Raw genomic sequence first — 18858 nt, 5'->3', positions numbered from 1 at the left:
CTATGAGCAGCGAGACTATCTCTTCGAATTTGGTACAAGTTAAGGCCAGGATCCAGGCCGCCTGTGAGCGCGCCGGCAGGGATCTCTCGGAAGTCAGGCTTTTGCCTGTCAGTAAAACCCACCCGAGCGGGGTGCTTCGCGATGCCGTCGCCGCTGGGGTTCGTGAATTCGGCGAAAATCGCGTCCAGGAAATCGACACGAAACGCGCGGAAATGAGCGATCTTGACTTGCACTGGGCCCTTATCGGTCCGCTGCAGTCGAACAAGTGTCGTCTCGCTGCTGAGATCGCAGACGAATTCCAGGCGCTGGAACGCCTCAAGGTTGCGAGAATGCTCAATCGTCGCCTAGACGAACTGGACAAAGACCTGGACGTGCTCATAGAGGTTAATACCTCAGGCGAAGAGTCCAAACACGGTCTGAACCCCGGGGACGTATTGGATTTTGCGCACGCGCTGGATGAGTTCCCGAGGCTTTGCCCCCGAGGCCTAATGACGGTAGCGATTCCCGGTCCGGACATGGGCAAGGTTGCTGCTTGCTTCGAGACCCTCCGCGATCTTCAGGCGAAGCTCAAAAAGAACATTCCCGCGCATTCATGGCATGAATTGTCTATGGGCATGTCCGGCGACTTCGAACTTGCGATCGAGCATGGATCGACGTGCGTTCGTGTCGGATCCGCCATCTTCGGCGCCCGCGAGTACCCTAATCGAGCTTAAGAACTCTAACCGCAAAGCGGTATTGGGCTTCCAGCGAATCCTTTCGAGCTTGAGAGCCGCGGAAACCGTGGCTCTCGTTTTCGAAGACGATCAGCTCGACCTCGACGCCGGCATCGCGAAGGGCCTCGGTCATACCCTCTGATTGTTTCAGTGGCACAATCGGATCTTCGCTGCCCTGGAGAATCAGCATCGGGCAACTTATTCTAGAGACCGAATTGATGGGGGAGCGCTGCTCGTAGCGCTGTTTCTCTTCTGGCCACTGCCCGACCAACGAGTCTAGGTATCTGGCCTCGAACTTTGGCCCGCCAACCATGGCGCTCAGGTCTGCTACGCCGTATCTGCTGATTCCGCCTGCGAACGCATCGGAATGCGCCAGTGTGGAGAAAACGGTCAATCCGCCAGCCGATGATCCGCTGATGATAGCTTTCTTGCCGTTGACGAGACCTTTGTTAACAGCCATTTCGAGTCCGGCTATGACGTCATCGCGATCGGCGATCGTCCACGATTCGCGCAGCCTATTGCGGAACTCACGACCGAAGCCCGCAGAGCCAGAGTAGTTGACGTCCAGCACCGCGAAACCTCTAGACGTCCAAAACTGAACCTGTGGATCGTACTGGTCTGTGCGGAACAAGGTCGGCCCGCTGTGAGCGAGAACCAACACCGGAGGCAGCTGATCGGCGGTATGCTTCGGGTTCTGCGGGGCATAAAACCATGCCTGTGCTCGGCCTCTCGGGCCTTCGAAAATCAGCGACTTGGCCACCGAGATCTCGTCGCTGCTGTGAGAAATCTTTATCTCGTAGATAATTTCTGTTTTGCCCGACGCAGACACCTTGACGATTGCAGGCCCAAAATCGCTTCTATGCACGATTGCGTAGCCGAAGTCGCCATCCGAATCGATGGAATCCACTTCTGAAACTTGCAAAAGCTTGGTAGTTTGGCCGTTTTTAAGCAGGCCTAGCCACGCTTTGCCCTCGACTCGCAGACTGACTAACTGACCATCGCCAAGTGGGGCGTGGGCCGCATTTGTCGCAATCCATTGAGGAATATCGAAGTCGTATGGCTCGTTGTGCAGCGCTTCAACGCGTCCGCCGTCGTCCATCCGATGAAGGTTGTAGTAGCCACTTTCGTCGCTGACATAAACGAGCGAACCGTCCGGTTGCCACCTGGGGTGTTGCACGCTTACTCCGTCCAGGCCGCTGCCGGGTTTGCCCGCAACCAGCTTCGGTAGCCGGCCAGTTTCGCGGAGTTTAGAGAAAAACAAGCACGAGGAATCCCAGGGCATAGCTGGCTGCTGCCACTGCGTCCAAGCAAGTAGTCGATCCGGGCCAGGAGCCGGGTTGGCGTAAAAGTCTGCGTCGCAGACAATTTGTTTTAGTCTCTTCGTCTTTAGATTTATTTCGACGATCGAGGAATTTTCATCCTCGTCCTCTTGCACTGCGTAGACGCAATCCATGAAAATTTTTACGCCGCCCAGCTTTATCGGCTGATCGGTTAGTTTTGTCAGCTCGTCCCCGTCTAAAAGCCATAGGGTCTCGTCGGAGACGAATACAACTCGTCTTGCGTCTACGTCGTATGCTCCGCCGCCGTAGCTGTACAACCGCGACCGAACATCAAAATCCGGGGTTAGCTCCGCAACCTCGCCGCTCATCATGCGCTTGATCGTAGTTCTGCCATCCTGCATAGGGAGGGACTCGAGCCAATACAGCGAACCGCTATCTGCCACCACGCTGCTGATGCTGACGCTTGCGGAAAGAACATCATCAATGCTGAAGGTCGAGGACCAAGTGCCAATCGAAGTCATATCAGTGATCCTAATCACTGGGTGTGAGAAAAAAACTTGTCATTTAACAATCTCGCCCATTATTTAAATGCCGTGTAGAGGTGAAATCTGAATTCATTGCAAGTAGCATATGGACAGGCCTTGATTCAGCTTGGTTGTTGGGGAAGACACCTGAGTTGATTGGAGAGGCCGATGAATAGTGGCGCGATCTTTATTCACTCCGCGCCTGCTGCGCTGTGCCCGCATATTGAGTGGGCAATCGAAGCGGTTCTCGGGCACGACGTCGAGATCGACTGGAGCTGCCAGCCCGCCGAACCGAGGATGTCGCGCGCCGAAATATCTTGGACCGCCGCACCCGGTACGAGCGCCGGCCTGGCTAGCGCGCTCAGGCATTGCAGGAAAATCAGGTTCGAGGTGACCGAAGACCCAGTTGACGGCCACGGAGAGCGCTACATGTTCACTCCTCGGCTAGGCATGTTCCACTCCTTAACCATGGAAAACGGCGACATCGCTTTGGGTGAGCAACAGCTTCGCGCGTTGCTCGACACCGCTAAAGACGGCGAATTGCGTCACGGTCTACAAGATCTTCTCGGAGAGCCCTGGGACGATGAGCTCGAACCGTTCAGATATGCAGACGACTACACCGTGCGCTGGTTGTCAGCTGCGGTTTAAAGCTAATCGAGCCAAGGGAACTAATTGTTCTTGCGGCAAAATAAAAGTGCCGGCCAATTATTTTTCGGGCCGGCACTTTTATTTAAGTTATTAGTTGACGTTTTCGTTCGTAACGGCGATCGCCACGTTGTGGCCGCCGAATCCGAACGAGTTGTTTAGCGCAGCCAACTTACCCTCGGCAGGAAGCCGCTTCTTCTCGTTAGCGACGATCTGAACGGGCAGATCCGGCTCGAGATTTTCGATGTTGATCGTCGGCGGAACAACGCGATCGTGTAGCGCCATGACGGTTGCGAAGGTCTCGAGCGCGCCAGCTGCGCCAAGCAGGTGGCCGGTCATCGATTTGGTGCTTGTCACCAAAACGTCCTTGGCTGCATCCCCAAGCGCGGAGCTGATGGACTTTGCCTCGGTGGTGTCGCCCTGAGGAGTTGACGTGCCGTGGGCGTTAACATGCTTAATCTCGCTGGGATGAAGGTTTGCGTCTGCAAGTGCGCGCTTCATCGCAAGTTCCTGTCCGTATCCACTTGGATCCGGCTGAACGAGATCATGAGAGTCTGCGCTGACGCCAGAACCAGCAAGCGTGCCGTAGATTTTTGCGCCACGTGCCTGCGCAGATTCGAGCCGCTCTAGCACCATGATGGTCGCGCCCTCGCTAAGCACGAAACCGTCACGGTCGACGTCCCACGGCCGCGATGCGGTTTCGGGGGAGTCGTTTCGCTTGCTTAGTGCCTGCATCTGCGAGAACGAAACGATTGGCAGGGGATTGATCACCGCCTCTGTGCCGCCGACGAGAACTAGGTCGGCACGGTTCAGCCTGAGCATGTCGATGCCTTGGCTGATCGCCTCGTTGCCGGATGCACATGCGGAAACCGCAGTGTGAACTCCCGCGCGGGCGCCGATCATCAGACCGATGTGGGCCGCAGTAGCGTTCGCCATCAGGCCTGGTACGGTGAACGGGCTAACCCTTCGGATGCCCTTGCTGTGCATGACATCCCACTGTTCGAGAGTGGTCGTCAGGCCGCCTATGCCGGTGCCAACGCACACGCCCGTACGATCCTTCTCGTAAGGATTGTTTTCCGCAAGACCACTGTCTTCCCAGGCCTGGGACGCAGCCGCGATCGCAAGTTGGCTTACTCGGTCTAGCCTGCGCGCCTCAACACGGCTGATCCACGGGGATAGGTCTGTGGTGACTTCGCCGGCGATTCTCACGCTCAGCTCTTCCGCCCAGTCGTATTCAAGAAGGTGCACGCCAGAGCGACCCGACAGCATGTTCGTCCAGGTGGACTCGGCATTGTCACCTATCGGTGTCAGAGCACCAAAACCTGTTATGACTATGGTCATTCAAGCTCCTACTGCATAGTTTTTGCCTGCCTGGCGAAAAGTCAGGCAGGCTATTTCGATGCTTTGCTGCCGTTATTTAGGCTTGCGCGTCAGCGATGAAGTTGACCGCATCTCCGACGGTCTTCAGGTTCTTTGCCTCTTCATCAGGAATGGAGACGCCGAACTTTTCCTCTGCCGCGTAGATGATCTCGACCATGGTCAGAGAGTCGACGTCGAGATCACCAGTGAAAGATTTGTCCATCTGAACCTCGGAGGTATCCACGCCGGAAACCTCGTTGACGACCTCAGCCAGCTTTGCCAGGATTTCATCCTTGTTAGCCATTTCTTTTCTCCTTATTTATGTTGAGTATTTGTTAGCTCAATTATGGCAGTTTAACTACCTGCCCGGCGTAAGCCAGGCCAGCTCCGTAACCAATAAGTAGCGCGTACTGACCGCTCTTAGCCTCTCCGGATTCCAACAGGGCCTCCATCGCTAGCGGAACCGAGGCGGCGGATGTGTTACCCATCTGCTTGATATCTCGGCTAACCACCACCGATTCAGGAAGCTTTAAACGCCTCAGCATAGCGTCGGTGATCCGGTTGTTTGCCTGATGGGGGATGAAAACATCCAGCTCTTCGGGGCTAAGACCGGAGTCTTCGAGAATTTTTGTTGCCTCTTCGGCGATGAAGGTGACTGCCCACTTGTAAACGGCTCGGCCCTCCATGGCCAGCTTCGGTTTGGCTGCACCCTCGTCCCAAGCCTTAGACCAGTCCTCGATGTCGATCACTGCGGCCTGATCGCCGTCGGAGCCCCAACGGGTTGGGCTGATCGCGGGTTCGTCGCTTTGGCCGATGACTGCAGCGCCAGCACCGTCGCCGAAGAGGAAAGCGGTGCCACGGTCTTCGAAGTTCGTGATGGTTGAGAGAGTCTCTACGCCGATGATCAATACGTTTTTGCAGATTCCGGAGCGCACCATGGAATCGGCCTGGCCGACCATGTAGCAGAATCCGGCGCAGCCTGCGCAGATGTCGTAAGCGGCGGGGGCGTCAAGGCCCAGCTCTGCTGCAACGAGCACTGCAAGCGAAGGGAACTGTTTGTAGTTAGATACGGTCGCGACGATCAATCCGTCGATCTCGGACTTTTCTATGCCTGCGCGTCCGATCGCCTTATTTGCAGCCTGAACTGCCATGAAAAGAGGAGTCTCTTCCTCGGTAGCCCAGCGACGCTCGCTGATGCCAGTTCGCTGCTGGATCCACTCGTCTGAGGAATCGATGATCGTGCACATTTCTGCGTTATCAACAACTCGACTGCCTCGGTAGCCCGCGACGCTGAGCATCCGCGAGTACGGAATCGGCTTAGAAACCTTGAGTGTCATATTGTTCCTATCAGTTGCCCTTGTGCTCGGCGCAGAATGCCCGTGCCTCATCGAGCTGATCCGGGGTGTTTAGGTCGAAGCGCTCGACTTTCATGTTCCGCTTTGCGATCCCGGTCAGGGTTTTCGCGGGAGTCAGCTCTAACAGCCCCGTAACGCCCAACTGCGTCATCGTTTCCATGCACAAATCCCAGCGCACAGGAGTAGTCACTTGCCCGACCAACCGATTCAGATAGTCCTGTCCATCGGATACGACCTGGCCATCCCTGTTGCTGAGCAGCTTGACGGTGGCGGGGTGCGGGGTGATTTTTTTCGCCAATGCGGCGAGCCTATCTACCGCGCTGGACATGAACTCGGTGTGGAAAGCTCCAGCAACTTTAAGTGGAACAACGCGAGTGCGAGCAGGCGGGTTTTCTTTTAGTTCTTCGAGCGCGCTCAATGCGCCAGCAGCTACGATCTGACCTTTGCCGTTGTGATTCGCAGGGGTCAGTCCGAGCTCCTCGATGCGGGCCAGAACCTCTTCCGCTTTGCCGGCCAGAATCGCCGACATACCGGACGGTGTAGCTGCGGCGGCCTCGGCCATTGCGCGGCCGCGCTCGGTGACGAAACGAATCGCGTCGTCGCGGTCCAGGACGCCAGCAATGCCAGCCGCGCCGATCTCGCCAACGCTGTGGCCAGCCGTGACGTCTGGTGTAACGCCCAGTTCGTCGGCCACCAATAGTGCCGCGGCAACAAGCAGCGGTTGAGCGATTGACGTGTTTTTGATGGTCTCTTCGTCGGCCTCAATGCCGAAATGGGCGAGGTCAAGCTCGGCGGCCTCAGATAGTTCCGCTAAACCATTAGCGAAACTATCGAGTACGAGCCAGTCGGCCAAGAAACCTGGTTTTTGGGCTCCTTGTCCCGGAGCAACTATTGCAAGCACGTAATAAGTTTCTCCTAAACTTTTGCTTAAAGTAATTAAGCAATAATACTAATTCTAATTACTAACCTTGTGGAGTTCTTACAAATTAATTCGCTTCAACGACTGATTTATTTGTCGTTTGTAGCCAATCTTCCCACTGCTATGGCCAAACGGAGTACGTAGGATTCTCTCGCCGAACTAGGGTTGCAACCGGTCACTTCGCTGATCCTTTTGAGCCGGTATCGGACTGTGTTCGCGTGCACGAATAGCGCCCTGGCGCTCGCCTCGACCGAACCGTAGTTATCGAGGAAAGTTGTGCAGGTGGCAAGCAGGTCGCCCCCTGCCTGGATAAGCGGACGGTATATGTCCTTGGCCAGTTGCTGTTTGGCTTTCTGGTCACCGGCCAACAGCCTCTCCGGAAGTAGCTCCCTGGATCGAACCACCCTTGGTCCTTCTATCCAGGCAATCGATGCATTTGAACCGGAAAGCGCCTCTTTTGCGGACTCGTCGGCGTGTTCGATCCCATCAACTCGTGGACCGATCGTGATTATTCCCGGGCCAAACCAGTCCGACAGCCCCATAATTGTGCGCTCAGCCAGCGACTGACCCTCGCAGTTATTGTCCGAAAGGACGACTATCAAACGGTCACCGTGTGTTGCGGCAAGAATCTCTTGACCAAGCTGTCTGGCTGCATGCCTGATTCCTTCGAGGTCTGGCTCGGGTGGGGTAGGGCCAACCGCGACAGACACCCGGCCGCCAGTCCAGCCCAAGGCAGAGGCGCGCGATAGCAATGCGTCGACGGAATCGCCGCGCACGATTGCGTCGACAACCAGAGCCTCGATTCTTTCGTCCCACTTGCCTCTGCGCTCGGCAGCCCTCGCGTATACCTGCGCGGAGGCGAACGCCACTTCGCGGGAATAATAGAGAACAGCTTGTCCCATGACCTGCTTGTCCTCATCGCTCATCCGGGCGTTGATCTGGGTCTCGACCACCTCGATGGTGGTGCGAATCATGTCTACCGTCTGGTTTAACGAGATTTTCCTAGTCAGGGCTCGGGGTGCAGCGTTAAACAGGTTTGCGGGGTCGACGTCGCTGCGATCTGCGAACCAGTTGATGAAGCTCTCGATGCCGTTGGTGGCGACCACGCGGACCCACGAGCGTTCCTCAGCGCCAAGTTGATTGAACCAGTCGTGCCGTTTTGTGATTTCCGAGACCACCGCGGTCGTCATCGTGCCGGCAAGCGATTGAAGCTGTTTAACTAGCCTGCGACGGCTCTCGTCAGGCAATCTCGCAAAGGCCATATTCTCCTTCTTAGAACTTAGGTCGCCAGTTTAGTGTGCTCAAAAGGCAGGTGGCCGGTTTTCTAACAATCAAGAAAACCGGCCATCAGAAATATGGACAATTAACGCTTGACCCGAGCGTTGCCTTCCCAGATAGCCCAGATCTGCTCCTCGTCTGCAGGCACCGCGTAGTCGGTCAAGAAAGTGGTGGTCAACGCGCCCGATGCCCAGCCAAACTGCAGGCATTTCTCCGGTTCCCAGCCCTTGATCAAACCGTAAAGGATGCCGCCCACGGTGGAGTCGCCGCCGCCGATCCTGTCCAGCACTCCAATGTCGCGAGGCTCTGCGACGAAGAACTCGCCGCCAGCCCACAGAATTGCTCCCCACAGGTGATGGTTAACGTTCACGACTTCTCGAAGCGTGTTGGCAAACACTTCGACGTTGGGGAAGGCCTCGTGAGCGTTTTGGATCATGGCCTTGAATGCGTCGATCTTTTCGGCAATGCCTTTACCGCCGGCCTCCGGACCTTCAAGACCCAAGCAAAGTTGGTAGTCCTCTTCGTTTCCAATGAGGATCGAGCAGCTATTGGCTATCTCCGTAAAACCATCTCGAAGTTCTTGCTCGCGGCCCTTCCAGAAGGATGCGCGATGGTTCAGGTCGAAGCTGACAGCCGTGCCGTATTCCTTTGCCTTGTGGGCAATATCGAGGCAGAACTGAAGTGTCTGCGGGCTGAGCGCCGCGATAAGGCCGGACATGTGAACAATCTTCGCGCCCTCTTCGCCGAAGATGCGATCTAAGTCGAAGTCTTTGGCGTTTAGTTGCAGGCCGACCTCGCCGGATCGGTCGTTCCAGACGCGAGCTCCACGGTTCCCGTATCCGGAGTCGGCGATGTTGAACTGGTGACGGTTACCCCAGGCGTCATTTTGCGGCAGATCCGGGCCTTCATAGTCCATGAACCTGGCGCGTAGATTCGACTTGATGAACTGAGAAATCGGACTGCCTTCGACAAAATTTGTGAGGATCTTGACTGGTTGACCGAGGTAACTGGAAATAGCTCCGACATTAGATTCTGCTGACGTGGCGGTCATCGTGAAATGCGTTGACGACTGCACCGGTTGCTGATTGTCCGGGGTGAGGCGAACCCCCATGCTCGTCGGAATTACTAGTGACCACTTGGCGTCTTTGCGAAGCTCCATTTCAATAGGCCTTTCTTCAGTTTGGCTTACAAGACGAACATATCCACCTGCTTGTCGGAAGTGTGAGCTGTTGCAGTAATAAGGCATTCATTTTTTACTTTCTAAAAAAATAATTCCTGCCTGCTGAAAATAGTTGGTTCCTTAGGTCAAGATGGAAGTGTGAAAAAGTCGCCTGTCCTGTCGTCGCGGCGAAGCGGCGGCCGGAAAGATGAAAGGACGCTAGCGTGATACCTCGCCAGAAACCTGGCCCACTCCTAAATGGGCAGCCAACTAACCTGCCTGATACAAACCCTGAAGAGACCGCTGAGTGGACTGACTCTCTCGACGGGCTGATCGAAACTCAGGGTGTGAACCGTGCCCGCTACATCATCTTGAAGTTGAACGAGCACGCGCGTCAGAGCCAGATAAACGTGCCCTCTTTGGTCTCATCGGACTTCGTGAACACCATCCCGGTTGAGAACGAGGTGCCGTATCCCGGCAATGTGGAGTATGAAAGCGACATCCGCCACTGGCTGCGCTGGAACGCTGCAGTTCTGGTTCACCGCCAGCAGCGCCCGGGCGTTGGCGTCGGCGGCCACATCTCCAGCTATGCGGCGCAGACCACCCTCTACGAAGTTGGTCTGCAGCATTTCTGGCGCGGCAAGGATCATCCGGGCGGCGGCGACCAAGTTTACTTCCAAGGCCACTCTGCTCCGGGTCAATACGCCCGCGCATACCTAGAGGGACGGCTAACCGAGCGCGATCTCGATGGCTTCCGCCAAGAGCACAGCCGTCCGCGAAAGGGCAGGGGTCTGCCGAGCTATCCGCATCCGCACCAGATGCGGGACTTCTGGGAATTCCCGACTGTGTCCATGGGCATCGGCCCCATCAACGCGGTTTATCAGGCTGCGTTCAACAAATACCTTGAGAATCGCGGTATCAAGGACACCAGCGACCAACACGTCTGGGCATTCCTGGGCGACGGCGAGATGGATGAGCCGGAGGCTCGCGGCGCGCTTCAGATGGCAGCAAATCAGGGCCTGGATAACCTGACGTTCGTCGTCAACTGCAACCTGCAGCGCCTTGACGGCCCGGTTCGCGGCAATGGCAAGATCATCCAAGAGCTGGAGGCCTTCTTCCGTGGCGCCGGCTGGAACGTCATCAAGCTGATTTGGGGTTCTGGCTGGGACAAGCTGCTGCAAAACGACACTGAGGGTGCGCTCGTCAAAGTTATGAACGAGACTCGCGACGGCGACTACCAGACCTTCAAGGCCAACGACGGCGCTTACGTGCGCGAACACTTCTTCGGTCGCGATCCGCGCACGCTGAAGATGGTCGAGGACTGGTCAGACGACGATATTTGGGCGCTGCGTCGCGGTGGCCACGACTACGTTAAGATCTTCAACGCTTACAAGTCGGCGATGGAGTTCGTCGGTGCTCCGACCGTCATCCTGGCGCACACGATTAAGGGCTACTTCCTCGGCACGCATTTCGCCGGACGAAACGCCACCCACCAGATGAAGAAGCTAGCGGCCGATGACCTCAAGGGGCTTCGCGATCGCTGCAAGATCCCGATCAGTGACGAGGTGCTCGAAGAAAATCCATATCTGCCGCCGTACTACAAGCCGGATAACAACCATCCTGCGATGAAGTACCTGTTTGAGCGTCGACGCGAACTGGGCGGTTTCCTGCCCGAGCGTCGCGAGAATCACGGTCGCAAGATCAAGCTTCCCGAAGACAAGCTCTACGCGTCCTCTCGTAAGGGTTCCGGCAAGCAGAAGGTTGCAACCACCATGGCTTTTGTGCGTTTGGTGAAGGACCTTCTGCGCGACAAGAACGTCGCGCCGTATATCGTGCCGATCATCCCCGACGAGGCGCGCACGTTCGGCATGGACTCGTTCTTCCCGACCATCAAGATCTACAACCCGAATGGTCAGCAGTACACGCCTGTCGATCATGACCTGATGCTCAGCTACCGCGAGGCCACAAACGGGCAGATCTTCCACGTCGGAATTAACGAAGCGGGCGCCACGGCCGCGTTCACAGCAGCCGGCACGAGCTATGCGACTCACGGCGAACCGATGATTCCGATCTACATTTTCTACTCGATGTTCGGATATCAGCGCACCGGAGACATGATGTGGGCTGCCGCGGACCAACTGGCGCGCGGCTTCTACATCGGAGCGACGGCAGGCAAGACGACGCTTACCGGCGAGGGCCTACAGCACATGGACGGCCACTCTCATATGCTGACGCTCACGAACGAGGGCATCGTCAGCTACGACCCGGCGTATGGATACGAGATCAGCTACATCGTTCAGGACGGTCTGCGCCGGATGTACGGCGAGAATCCTGAAGATATCTCGTATTACATAACGATGTACAACGAGCCGATGGTTCAGCCGCCGGCGCCCGAAAACGTCGATGTCGAGGGAATCCTCAAGGGCATCCACCTGATCAGCGAGGGCAGCATGGATGGCGTCAACCCGGACGCCAGGCGCGCCCAGATCCTGGCCTCGGGTGTTGGCGTCCCGTGGGCTCTCGAGGCACAGAGACTGCTGAAGGATGACTGGGGAGTCGTCGCAGACGTGTGGAGCGTAACTAGCTGGAACGAGCTTCGTCGCGACGGTCAGCGTGCCGACGATCACAACTGGCAGCATCCGGAAGAAGCTCCGCAGAAGGCCTTCGTCACGTCCAAGTTGGAGGGGCGTCCTGGCCCGTTCATCGCGGTGAGCGACTTCATGCGTGCGGTTCAAGATCAGATCCGCGAGTGGGTGCCCGGCGACTACTACACGCTGGGTGCGGACGGCTTTGGTTTCTCCGATACTCGCGAAGCAGCCCGCCGTCACCTGCACATTGACGCCCCATCCATCGCTGTGCGCACCCTCAACGCGCTTGCGAGGCGCGGCGAGGTTCCGATGCAGTGGGCCATTGATGCCGCGAATCGGTATCAAATTAATGATGCCAACGCGGTAGCGGTGGAAGACTTCGAATAGTCAAATAATCGATTCGGCTCGGCTCCCGGCTAAGACTGGGGGCCGAGCCGTTTTTCGTTTTCGGGCCATTGGTGCGTGCGTTAGGCGATTAATTCTGGCATTCTTGTGTTTGTTATGAACACGGAGAGTGGAGGAAAGGTGCCGACCGTCCGTCAAGGACAAACTGGTCAGGGCGCGAAAACCCTGAAAGATAAAAAAACCACCGATTCGGTGGCGGACCTTCTTGGCCTGAAGCCAGGAATGGTCGTGCAGGAGCTCGGCTGGGACGAGGATGTCGACGAGGACCTGCGTGAAGAAATCATGGATGCCATTGACGACGATTTGATCGAAGACGCCTACGAGGCCGTCGACATCGTCCTCCTGTGGCTTCGCGATGACACCGATGCAACCGATGGTCTAGTCGACGCGCTTCGTGATCTGAGCGACGAGGGATACATCTGGCTGATGACCCCGAGGATTGGCCGCGACGGATTCATTGAGCAGGTGGATCTGAGCGAGGCTGCTGATACCGCTGGGGTTGCTCTGACCAAGAGCGTTGAAGTCAGTCCGGACTGGGCTGCTTGCAAGGTGGTTACGCCCAAAGGTAGGCGCTAAAAACTTTTTCAAAAAAGTTGAGTCTATTTAACTCAACTTTGGAATAAGTTCTCCTGAACATTGGTTATAACCGGTGTAAGGGCGACGAGCCCAAGAGAATTATCAGGAGGAAAAATGAGCACCACAGTTTACAACCCGTTCCGTGAAATGGATCGTTGGTTCAACCAGATGAACCGCACCAGCACGGATCGTGTAATGCCTATGGATCTGTTGCGTGATGGCAACGAGTTCATCGTCAAGATGGATCTTCCTGGCGTCGATCCGGATTCCATCGACATCGACGTTGACGATCGCACCTTGACCGTTCGAGCAGAGCGTAAGCAGCACGAAATGACCACGAACGATGAAAAGAATCAGTGGATGAGCCGCGAACGCAGCTACGGCAGTTATGCACGTCAGCTGACGCTGGGCACCGGTCTAGATCTTTCCGGCATCGCAGCTGATTACACCGATGGCGTTTTGACCATCACGATTCCTGTTGCGGAGGAGGCCAAGCCGCGCAAGATCAAGGTTGCCACAAATTCGGCTTCCACCCAGATCGAATCGGGCGAGGCAGACAAGTAATTCAACAAAAAATGGCCGTCACCTTTTGGTGGCGGCCATTTTAGGTTTCTAGATGCTGCTGGTTATCCGAATCGTCACAGGCATCTGCCTTGTGGCGTAAAAATCTTACTATGTCTTAAACTGTAGGCATGTCACGTATTCTCGCTACTGCAGCCTGGCCGTATGCAAACGGCCCCCGCCACATTGGTCACGTATCCGGATTCGGTGTTCCGTCCGATGTCTTTGCTCGATTCATGCGAATGCGTGGCGACGAGGTGCTTTTCGTCTCCGGCTCCGATGAGCACGGCACGGCGATCCAGGTTAAGGCCGACGCCGAGGGCATGACTGCGCAGCAGACTGCCGATAAATACCACCGCATCTTGGTCGAGGATCTGCATTCGCTCGGCCTGTCCTATGACTTTTACACGCGCACGACCACTCAGAATCACACTAAGGTCGTGCAGGAGATGTTCACCGCTCTCTACGAAAATGGCTACATCACCAAGCAGACCCAGATGGGCGCGTTCCAGGTTTCCACGGGACGCACGCTGCCGGACCGCTACGTCGAAGGCACCTGTCCGTTCTGTAAGTTTGAGTTCGCCCGCGGTGATCAGTGCGACAACTGTGGCCGCCAGCTAGATCCGATCGATCTGGTCAATCCGCGTTCCAAGATCGACGGCTCGATTCCTGATTTCCACGAGACGACCCACTTCTTCCTCGATCTGCCAGCGTTGGCAGGAGAGCTAATGGAGTGGCTGGACACCCGTACTGATTGGCGTCCTAACGTCCTTAACTTCAGCTACAACTTCGCTAAGGAAATCAAGCCTCGCGCTATCACCCGAGACCTCGACTGGGGCATCAAGATTCCTGTCGAAGGCTGGGAATCTGAAGACATGAAGCGCATCTACGTTTGGTTCGACGCCGTGATCGGCTACCTTTCGGCGGCCATCGAATGGGCGAACCGCATTGGCGAGCCCGAGCGCTGGCGGGATTGGTGGAACGATCCGGAAACCCAGATCTACATGTTCATGGGTAAGGACAACATCGTCTTCCACTCGGTGATTTTCCCTTCGATGATTCTAGGTGCCAACGGTGAGGGTTCAAAGGGCGGCAAGGTCTCGGAAAAGCTGGGCAAGTTGAATCTGCCGACCGAGGTCGTCAGCTCCGAGTTCCTAACGATGAAGGGGGCGAAGGTCGACACCTCTCATGGTCACGTGATTTATGTTTCCGACTTCCTTCGTGATTTCGGCCCAGACTCGCTGCGCTACTACATTGCGGTGGCCGGCCCCGAACAGCGTGACACAGACTTCACTTGGGACGAGTTCGTCCGTCGCAACAACCAAGAGCTTGCTAACGAGTGGGGCAATCTAGTGAACCGTTCCATCTCGATGGCGTTCAAGAACAACGGCGAGATCCCTGAGCCCAAGGAGCTCGAGCAGATCGATAAGGCGCTGTTGGATACCAGCCTTCGCGCCTTCGACACCGTTGCTGAGCTGTTAACTCAGTGCAAGTTCAAGCAGGCGATCAGCGAGGCCATGCGCGTAGTTAGCGCCGCTAATGTTTATCTTTCGACCACCGAGCCTTGGAAGCTTAAGGAAGACACCGATAGGCGCGACACTGTTCTGCACACCGCGCTGCAGGTGGTTTCGGACGCGAACACCATGCTCACCCCGTTCCTGCCGCATTCCGCCCAGAAGATCTTCGAGATGCTCGGTGGCAGTGGACAGTGGTCTTCGATGCCTCAGATCAAGGAAGTCAGCGAGCCAGGCGGCGACCCGTATCCAGTCCTGACTGGTAACTACGCGGACGATCTAGCAACCTGGCAGCGCCACGAGATAAAGGTGGGCACACCGCTTTCGAAGCCGACTCCGCTATTCACCAAGCTGGACACGAAGCTCGGCGAAACCGGCCCAGAGTGGGCTCCTATCAACTAAATTTGTAAATAGCTTTTACCCCCGCAAGTTGTATTTTGCGGGGGTAAAAACATATTAGGGGACTAAAAAGATTTAGATTGGTGTCATCGTGAAGCTGCCGGATCTACACGTTTTTCTGCGCTATCGCTTGCGCAAGATCTGGCCTGGTCTTCCCAGCACGTGGGTCGGGCTGCGTCGTTCGGTAGGTGACGCTGCGGTCGACGTTGCCAGGCTCACAACAGGCAGCGTGCTTGCCTACATGCTCACTGTTTGGCTGCTGCCACCTCCGGTCGATTTAACCGGCGCCCTTACCGCATTGCTAGTCATTCAGGCGAGTCTGCGTGGCTCATTCCAGATGGGGCTCGTGCGGGTTGGCGCCGTGCTAACAGGAATCCTGACGGCCCTTTTTGTCGCGACATTCGTCGGTCTTCACTGGTGGTCGTTGGCCATCGTCGTCTTTGTTTCTTTGATGCTGGCCAGGGTTTTGCGGCTTGGGGATCAGACCCTCGAGACTCCCATTAGCGCCATGCTTATTCTCGGTTCGATGGCGGCGACTGAGACGACCGCATACTTGCGGTTCACGAACACCCTAATCGGAACTGCTGTGGGCATCATCCTTCCGTTGCTCTGGCCACGCAGGGTTCGAACTGCTGATCTGACGACAAAACTCGACGTCATCGGGGACCGACTTTCTCAGACGCTGCGTTCCGCTGCCAACCGGTTAAAGATGCATCCGGTGAATAAGACAGCTGCGCATAACTGGGTGCTGGCCAATCGTCAGATCATGCCGATCGCGGTTACCGCTAGGGCGAGATTGGATGAGGCTGCGGAAGTCGCGAAGTTCAACACGCTTCAGCTGTATAGGGCAGACGTTGTTCCGCTGCTTCGCTATGGGCTGGATTGTCTGGAGCGGGTAAACATCACAATCCTTCAAATCTGGCGGGGCATGGAGGAGAAGGCGCCCACCAATCCCACTCCCGACGACGGATACGGCGATGATGTCAGGCAGGCTTTTTCAGATGTTTTGGACGACACCGCAGACGTCGTCGATTATTTCGTCAAACTGATCAATGCGGAAGCGGACGGAAACACTGCGCAGGCGGAAAGCGACCTAAGCATGGCTCTCGAACACGCCAGGGCAATGCACCAAGAGTTGCTCAACGCAATGATGGTTGATCCGCAGGAGAGCGCGCTTTGGACGCTTAGAGGATCAATTCTCGGCAATATCGAGAGAGTGCTAGCCGAGATGGACCTGGATAGGTACATAGGTGTTCGTGATCGGTGGCGAGCCTCTCAGCTCGGCCGCTCGCTGCCTAGCGGGAATATTGGCCCTAAATTGCGGACCCCGCGTGCGGTAATAGCTCACCACAGGCTGCAAAAGAGGGCAGCCGCAGCACGCCTCGAGCATCCGGAAGGCAGTCACGAAGTCAGCCACGATGACACCACTGTCGTGATGAATATTCCGCCCGCAAATGAGACAAAACCCGAAGATGAAGATGACTAGTTAGACTGGAAGAGTGAATATTCCACAGTTTGGTTTTGGTACGTACAAGATTTCTCAAGAAGATGCCTACGATGCCGTTCGTAGCGCGCTGGAGATTGGCTACCGCCACATCGACACTGCTCAGATGTACGGCAACGAGGCAGAGGTTGGTAAGGCCATCGCCGACAGCGGAATTGACCGCAGCGAGATTTTTCTGACCACCAAGCTCGATAACCCCAATCACGAGCCACAGGCGGCCCGTGACTCTTTCGCTTTGAGCCTAGAAAAACTTGAGGTTGATTACGTGGATCTATTCCTGATCCACTGGCCAATGGCGAAAACAACCGATTACGTCGAGACTTGGCGCACGCTGATTGAATTCAAAGATGATGGTCGGGCCAAAAACATCGGTGTTTCGAACTTCCAGCCCGATCATCTGCATGCCATCATCAGCCAGACCGGTATGACCCCAGCGGTGAACCAGATCGAGTTGCACCCTTATCTGCAGCAGCATGAGTTGGTCGAGTATCAGGACGATCACGGCATTGCCACAGAGTCTTGGTCGCCGTTGGCACGTGGAAAGGTTCTTGACGATCCGGTTCTTAAGGAGATCGCCAAAGAAACCGGTGCCAGCACGGCTCAGGTCGTTATCGCCTGGCACCTGCACAAGGGCTACATCGTGTTCCCGAAGTCCGCTCATCGCGAGCGCATGATTGAGAACTTCGAAGCACAAAAACTACAGCTGTCGGACGATCAGATGAAGCGCATCGATTCCCTCGATCGCAACGTCAGGGTCGGATCTCACCCGGACGATATGGAACTTAAGTGAAAACAAATCTCGACGCTACGGCCGTTGAAGAGGCCGCAGCAAGGCTTGAGGGTGTCGTAAAACACACTCCTCTCCAGCCCAATCCCAGGCTCAGCGAGATGACCGGCGCGAATGTATATCTCAAAAGGGAAGATCTGCAGCCGGTGCGCTCCTATAAGTTGCGTGGCGCATACAACACCATTAGCCAGCTGAGTGACGACGAACGTGCCAAGGGTGTGATCTGCGCCTCTGCAGGTAACCACGGTCAGGGTGTCGCCTTTTCGTGTGCGCAGCTGGGCGTGAAGGGCAGAATCTTTTGCCCGACTACTACGCCTAGGCAGAAACGCGATCGAATGAACGCTCTTGGCGGAGAGTGGGTAGAGCTTGTCTTCGTCGGCAACTCTTACGACGAGGCAGCCGCCGCAGCAGCTCAAGAGGCTGAGGCAACCGGGGCAGTCCAGGTGCACGCCTTCGACGCAGAGACCACCATCGCTGGTCAAGGAACTGTCGCTAAAGAAATCGTCGACCAGCTTGGTGGCGAGGCGCCGGACGTCCTGCTCGTGCCGGTCGGTGGCGGCGGACTGCTTTCCGGCTGCCTGACCTGGATGCGTCAGAGGTTCCCGCAAACCCGTGTTATCGGCGTCGAGCCCACGGGCGCTGCCAGCATGCAGGCTGGTCTTTGGGCAGGTCACCCTGTGCGGCTAGACAATATCGACACTTTCGCAGACGGCGTAGCGGTTGCTCAAGCCGGCGAAAATACGTTGAGTATCATTCAGCGAATGGGCTGCGAGTGGGCAACCGTCCGCGAGGGCCAGATTTGTTCAGAAATGCTTGACATGTATCAGGTGGACGGAGTCATCGCAGAGCCCGCGGGCGCGCTCGCCTCCGCGGCTCTTCGCTCGCAGGTCCAAGTCGAGCCCGGTGAAACTGTCGTTGCAGTCGTATCGGGTGGAAACAACGACGTCTCAAGGTATGCGGAGGTGCTGGAGAGGTCGCTGGTATTTGAAGACCGCAAGCACTATTTCCTGGTCACCTTCCCGCAGGAACCTGGCGCACTGCTTCGCTTCCTGAAGGACGTGCTTGGCCCCGACGACGACATCACGCTTTTTGAATACACCAAGCGCAACAACCGTGAGACAGGTCCGGCGCTAGTCGGCATCGAGCTAGGTGACCCGGCGACCATGCCCGACTTGATGGAGCGAATCAGCAAGTCCAGCATCCCTGCCGAACCGCTCGATCCGGAGAGTCCCGCTTATCGTTTTCTGATTTAGCTTCGCAGGCGTTCCTTCCATCACTTGAACAGTGGTGGT

Annotated in this window: 16 protein-coding genes; 9 read left to right on the top strand and 7 right to left on the bottom strand. The window is 56.4% G+C overall.

Annotation, left to right across the window (positions count from 1 at the left end):
- The first annotated feature begins 2 nt into the window (after nucleotides 1–2).
- On the top strand, nucleotides 3–713 hold the full coding sequence (locus tag HMPREF1255_RS03880) for a YggS family pyridoxal phosphate-dependent enzyme (protein ID WP_024110672.1): 711 nt from the start codon (nucleotides 3–5) through the stop codon (nucleotides 711–713).
- Here HMPREF1255_RS03880 and HMPREF1255_RS03875 read toward each other — a convergent pair.
- Complete coding sequence (locus HMPREF1255_RS03875; protein WP_024110512.1) at nucleotides 700–2514, bottom strand: prolyl oligopeptidase family serine peptidase; 1815 nt, start codon at nucleotides 2512–2514, stop codon at nucleotides 700–702. The two genes, HMPREF1255_RS03880 and HMPREF1255_RS03875, sit on opposite strands and share 14 nt — an antisense overlap.
- Before the next feature lie 171 nt (nucleotides 2515–2685).
- Between HMPREF1255_RS03875 and HMPREF1255_RS03870 the strand changes: the two genes are divergently transcribed.
- Nucleotides 2686–3165, top strand: a complete 480-nt coding sequence (locus HMPREF1255_RS03870) for a DUF3145 domain-containing protein (RefSeq protein ID WP_024110718.1) — start codon at nucleotides 2686–2688, stop codon at nucleotides 3163–3165.
- A gap of 90 nt (nucleotides 3166–3255) precedes the next feature.
- On the opposite strand, the gene fabF is transcribed toward HMPREF1255_RS03870, so the two are convergent.
- From fabF to HMPREF1255_RS03840, 6 genes are all read right to left on the bottom strand, one after another.
- Nucleotides 3256–4503 (bottom strand): beta-ketoacyl-ACP synthase II, encoded by a 1248-nt coding sequence (gene fabF, locus HMPREF1255_RS03865; RefSeq protein ID WP_024110942.1) that lies wholly within the window; start codon nucleotides 4501–4503, stop codon nucleotides 3256–3258.
- A gap of 76 nt (nucleotides 4504–4579) precedes the next feature.
- On the bottom strand, nucleotides 4580–4825 hold the full coding sequence (locus HMPREF1255_RS03860) for an acyl carrier protein (RefSeq protein WP_016455729.1): 246 nt from the start codon (nucleotides 4823–4825) through the stop codon (nucleotides 4580–4582).
- A gap of 40 nt (nucleotides 4826–4865) precedes the next feature.
- On the bottom strand, nucleotides 4866–5858 hold the full coding sequence (locus HMPREF1255_RS03855) for a beta-ketoacyl-ACP synthase III (protein WP_024110611.1): 993 nt from the start codon (nucleotides 5856–5858) through the stop codon (nucleotides 4866–4868).
- Nucleotides 5859–5868: 10 nt separating this feature from the next.
- On the bottom strand, nucleotides 5869–6777 hold the full coding sequence (locus HMPREF1255_RS03850; protein ID WP_024110970.1) for an ACP S-malonyltransferase: 909 nt from the start codon (nucleotides 6775–6777) through the stop codon (nucleotides 5869–5871).
- A 107-nt stretch (nucleotides 6778–6884) separates the two neighbouring features.
- A complete protein-coding gene (locus tag HMPREF1255_RS03845; protein WP_024110740.1) occupies nucleotides 6885–8057 on the bottom strand; it encodes a CdaR family transcriptional regulator in 1173 nt (390 codons plus the stop codon).
- 101 nt (nucleotides 8058–8158) lie between these two features.
- Nucleotides 8159–9232: a sugar kinase gene (locus HMPREF1255_RS03840; protein ID WP_016455733.1), complete on the bottom strand. Its 1074-nt coding sequence runs from the start codon at nucleotides 9230–9232 to the stop codon at nucleotides 8159–8161.
- 224 nt (nucleotides 9233–9456) lie between these two features.
- On the opposite strand from HMPREF1255_RS03840, the gene aceE reads away from it, so the two are divergent.
- The 7 genes from aceE to ilvA all read left to right on the top strand — a co-directional run bounded on the left by aceE (nucleotide 9457) and on the right by ilvA (nucleotide 18819).
- The gene (aceE, locus tag HMPREF1255_RS03835; protein WP_024110623.1) at nucleotides 9457–12207 is read left to right on the top strand and encodes a pyruvate dehydrogenase (acetyl-transferring), homodimeric type; all 2751 of its coding nucleotides are present in this window, start codon (nucleotides 9457–9459) and stop codon (nucleotides 12205–12207) included.
- A 114-nt stretch (nucleotides 12208–12321) separates the two neighbouring features.
- Nucleotides 12322–12801: a DUF3052 domain-containing protein gene (locus tag HMPREF1255_RS03830; RefSeq protein ID WP_024110665.1), complete on the top strand. Its 480-nt coding sequence runs from the start codon at nucleotides 12322–12324 to the stop codon at nucleotides 12799–12801.
- Nucleotides 12802–12915: 114 nt separating this feature from the next.
- Nucleotides 12916–13365, top strand: a complete 450-nt coding sequence (locus tag HMPREF1255_RS03825; protein WP_016455736.1) for an Hsp20/alpha crystallin family protein — start codon at nucleotides 12916–12918, stop codon at nucleotides 13363–13365.
- A gap of 128 nt (nucleotides 13366–13493) precedes the next feature.
- A complete protein-coding gene (gene metG / locus HMPREF1255_RS03820) occupies nucleotides 13494–15278 on the top strand; it encodes a methionine--tRNA ligase (RefSeq protein WP_016455737.1) in 1785 nt (594 codons plus the stop codon).
- A gap of 88 nt (nucleotides 15279–15366) precedes the next feature.
- The gene (locus HMPREF1255_RS03815; RefSeq protein WP_016455738.1) at nucleotides 15367–16761 is read left to right on the top strand and encodes an aromatic acid exporter family protein; all 1395 of its coding nucleotides are present in this window, start codon (nucleotides 15367–15369) and stop codon (nucleotides 16759–16761) included.
- A gap of 13 nt (nucleotides 16762–16774) precedes the next feature.
- A complete protein-coding gene (locus HMPREF1255_RS03810) occupies nucleotides 16775–17569 on the top strand; it encodes an aldo/keto reductase (protein WP_024110517.1) in 795 nt (264 codons plus the stop codon).
- Nucleotides 17566–18819: a threonine ammonia-lyase IlvA gene (gene ilvA / locus HMPREF1255_RS03805; protein ID WP_024110974.1), complete on the top strand. Its 1254-nt coding sequence runs from the start codon at nucleotides 17566–17568 to the stop codon at nucleotides 18817–18819. Before HMPREF1255_RS03810 ends, ilvA begins: the two co-directional genes overlap by 4 nt.
- The last annotated feature ends 39 nt before the right edge of the window (nucleotides 18820–18858 follow it).

The sequence above is a fragment of the Propionimicrobium sp. BV2F7 genome (assembly GCF_000510445.1).
Classification (GTDB): domain Bacteria; phylum Actinomycetota; class Actinomycetes; order Propionibacteriales; family Propionibacteriaceae; genus Propionimicrobium; species Propionimicrobium lymphophilum.
This window is presented reverse-complemented; position numbering and strand designations above follow the sequence as displayed.

Excerpts from the sequence above, each read along its gene's own strand:
- HMPREF1255_RS03825 (WP_016455736.1), top strand. The coding sequence starts at position 12,916 with ATGAGCACCACAGTTTACAACCCGTTCCGTGAAATGGATCGTTGGTTC.
- HMPREF1255_RS03880 (WP_024110672.1), top strand. The coding sequence starts at position 3 with ATGAGCAGCGAGACTATCTCTTCGAATTTGGTACAAGTTAAGGCCAGG.
- HMPREF1255_RS03845 (WP_024110740.1), bottom strand. The coding sequence starts at position 8,057 with ATGGCCTTTGCGAGATTGCCTGACGAGAGCCGTCGCAGGCTAGTTAAA.
- fabF (WP_024110942.1), bottom strand. The coding sequence starts at position 4,503 with ATGACCATAGTCATAACAGGTTTTGGTGCTCTGACACCGATAGGTGAC.
- HMPREF1255_RS03840 (WP_016455733.1), bottom strand. The coding sequence starts at position 9,232 with ATGGAGCTTCGCAAAGACGCCAAGTGGTCACTAGTAATTCCGACGAGC.
- HMPREF1255_RS03875 (WP_024110512.1), bottom strand. The coding sequence starts at position 2,514 with ATGACTTCGATTGGCACTTGGTCCTCGACCTTCAGCATTGATGATGTT.
- HMPREF1255_RS03855 (WP_024110611.1), bottom strand. The coding sequence starts at position 5,858 with ATGACACTCAAGGTTTCTAAGCCGATTCCGTACTCGCGGATGCTCAGC.
- HMPREF1255_RS03870 (WP_024110718.1), top strand. The coding sequence starts at position 2,686 with ATGAATAGTGGCGCGATCTTTATTCACTCCGCGCCTGCTGCGCTGTGC.
- HMPREF1255_RS03830 (WP_024110665.1), top strand. The coding sequence starts at position 12,322 with ATGAACACGGAGAGTGGAGGAAAGGTGCCGACCGTCCGTCAAGGACAA.
- HMPREF1255_RS03860 (WP_016455729.1), bottom strand. The coding sequence starts at position 4,825 with ATGGCTAACAAGGATGAAATCCTGGCAAAGCTGGCTGAGGTCGTCAAC.
- metG (WP_016455737.1), top strand. The coding sequence starts at position 13,494 with ATGTCACGTATTCTCGCTACTGCAGCCTGGCCGTATGCAAACGGCCCC.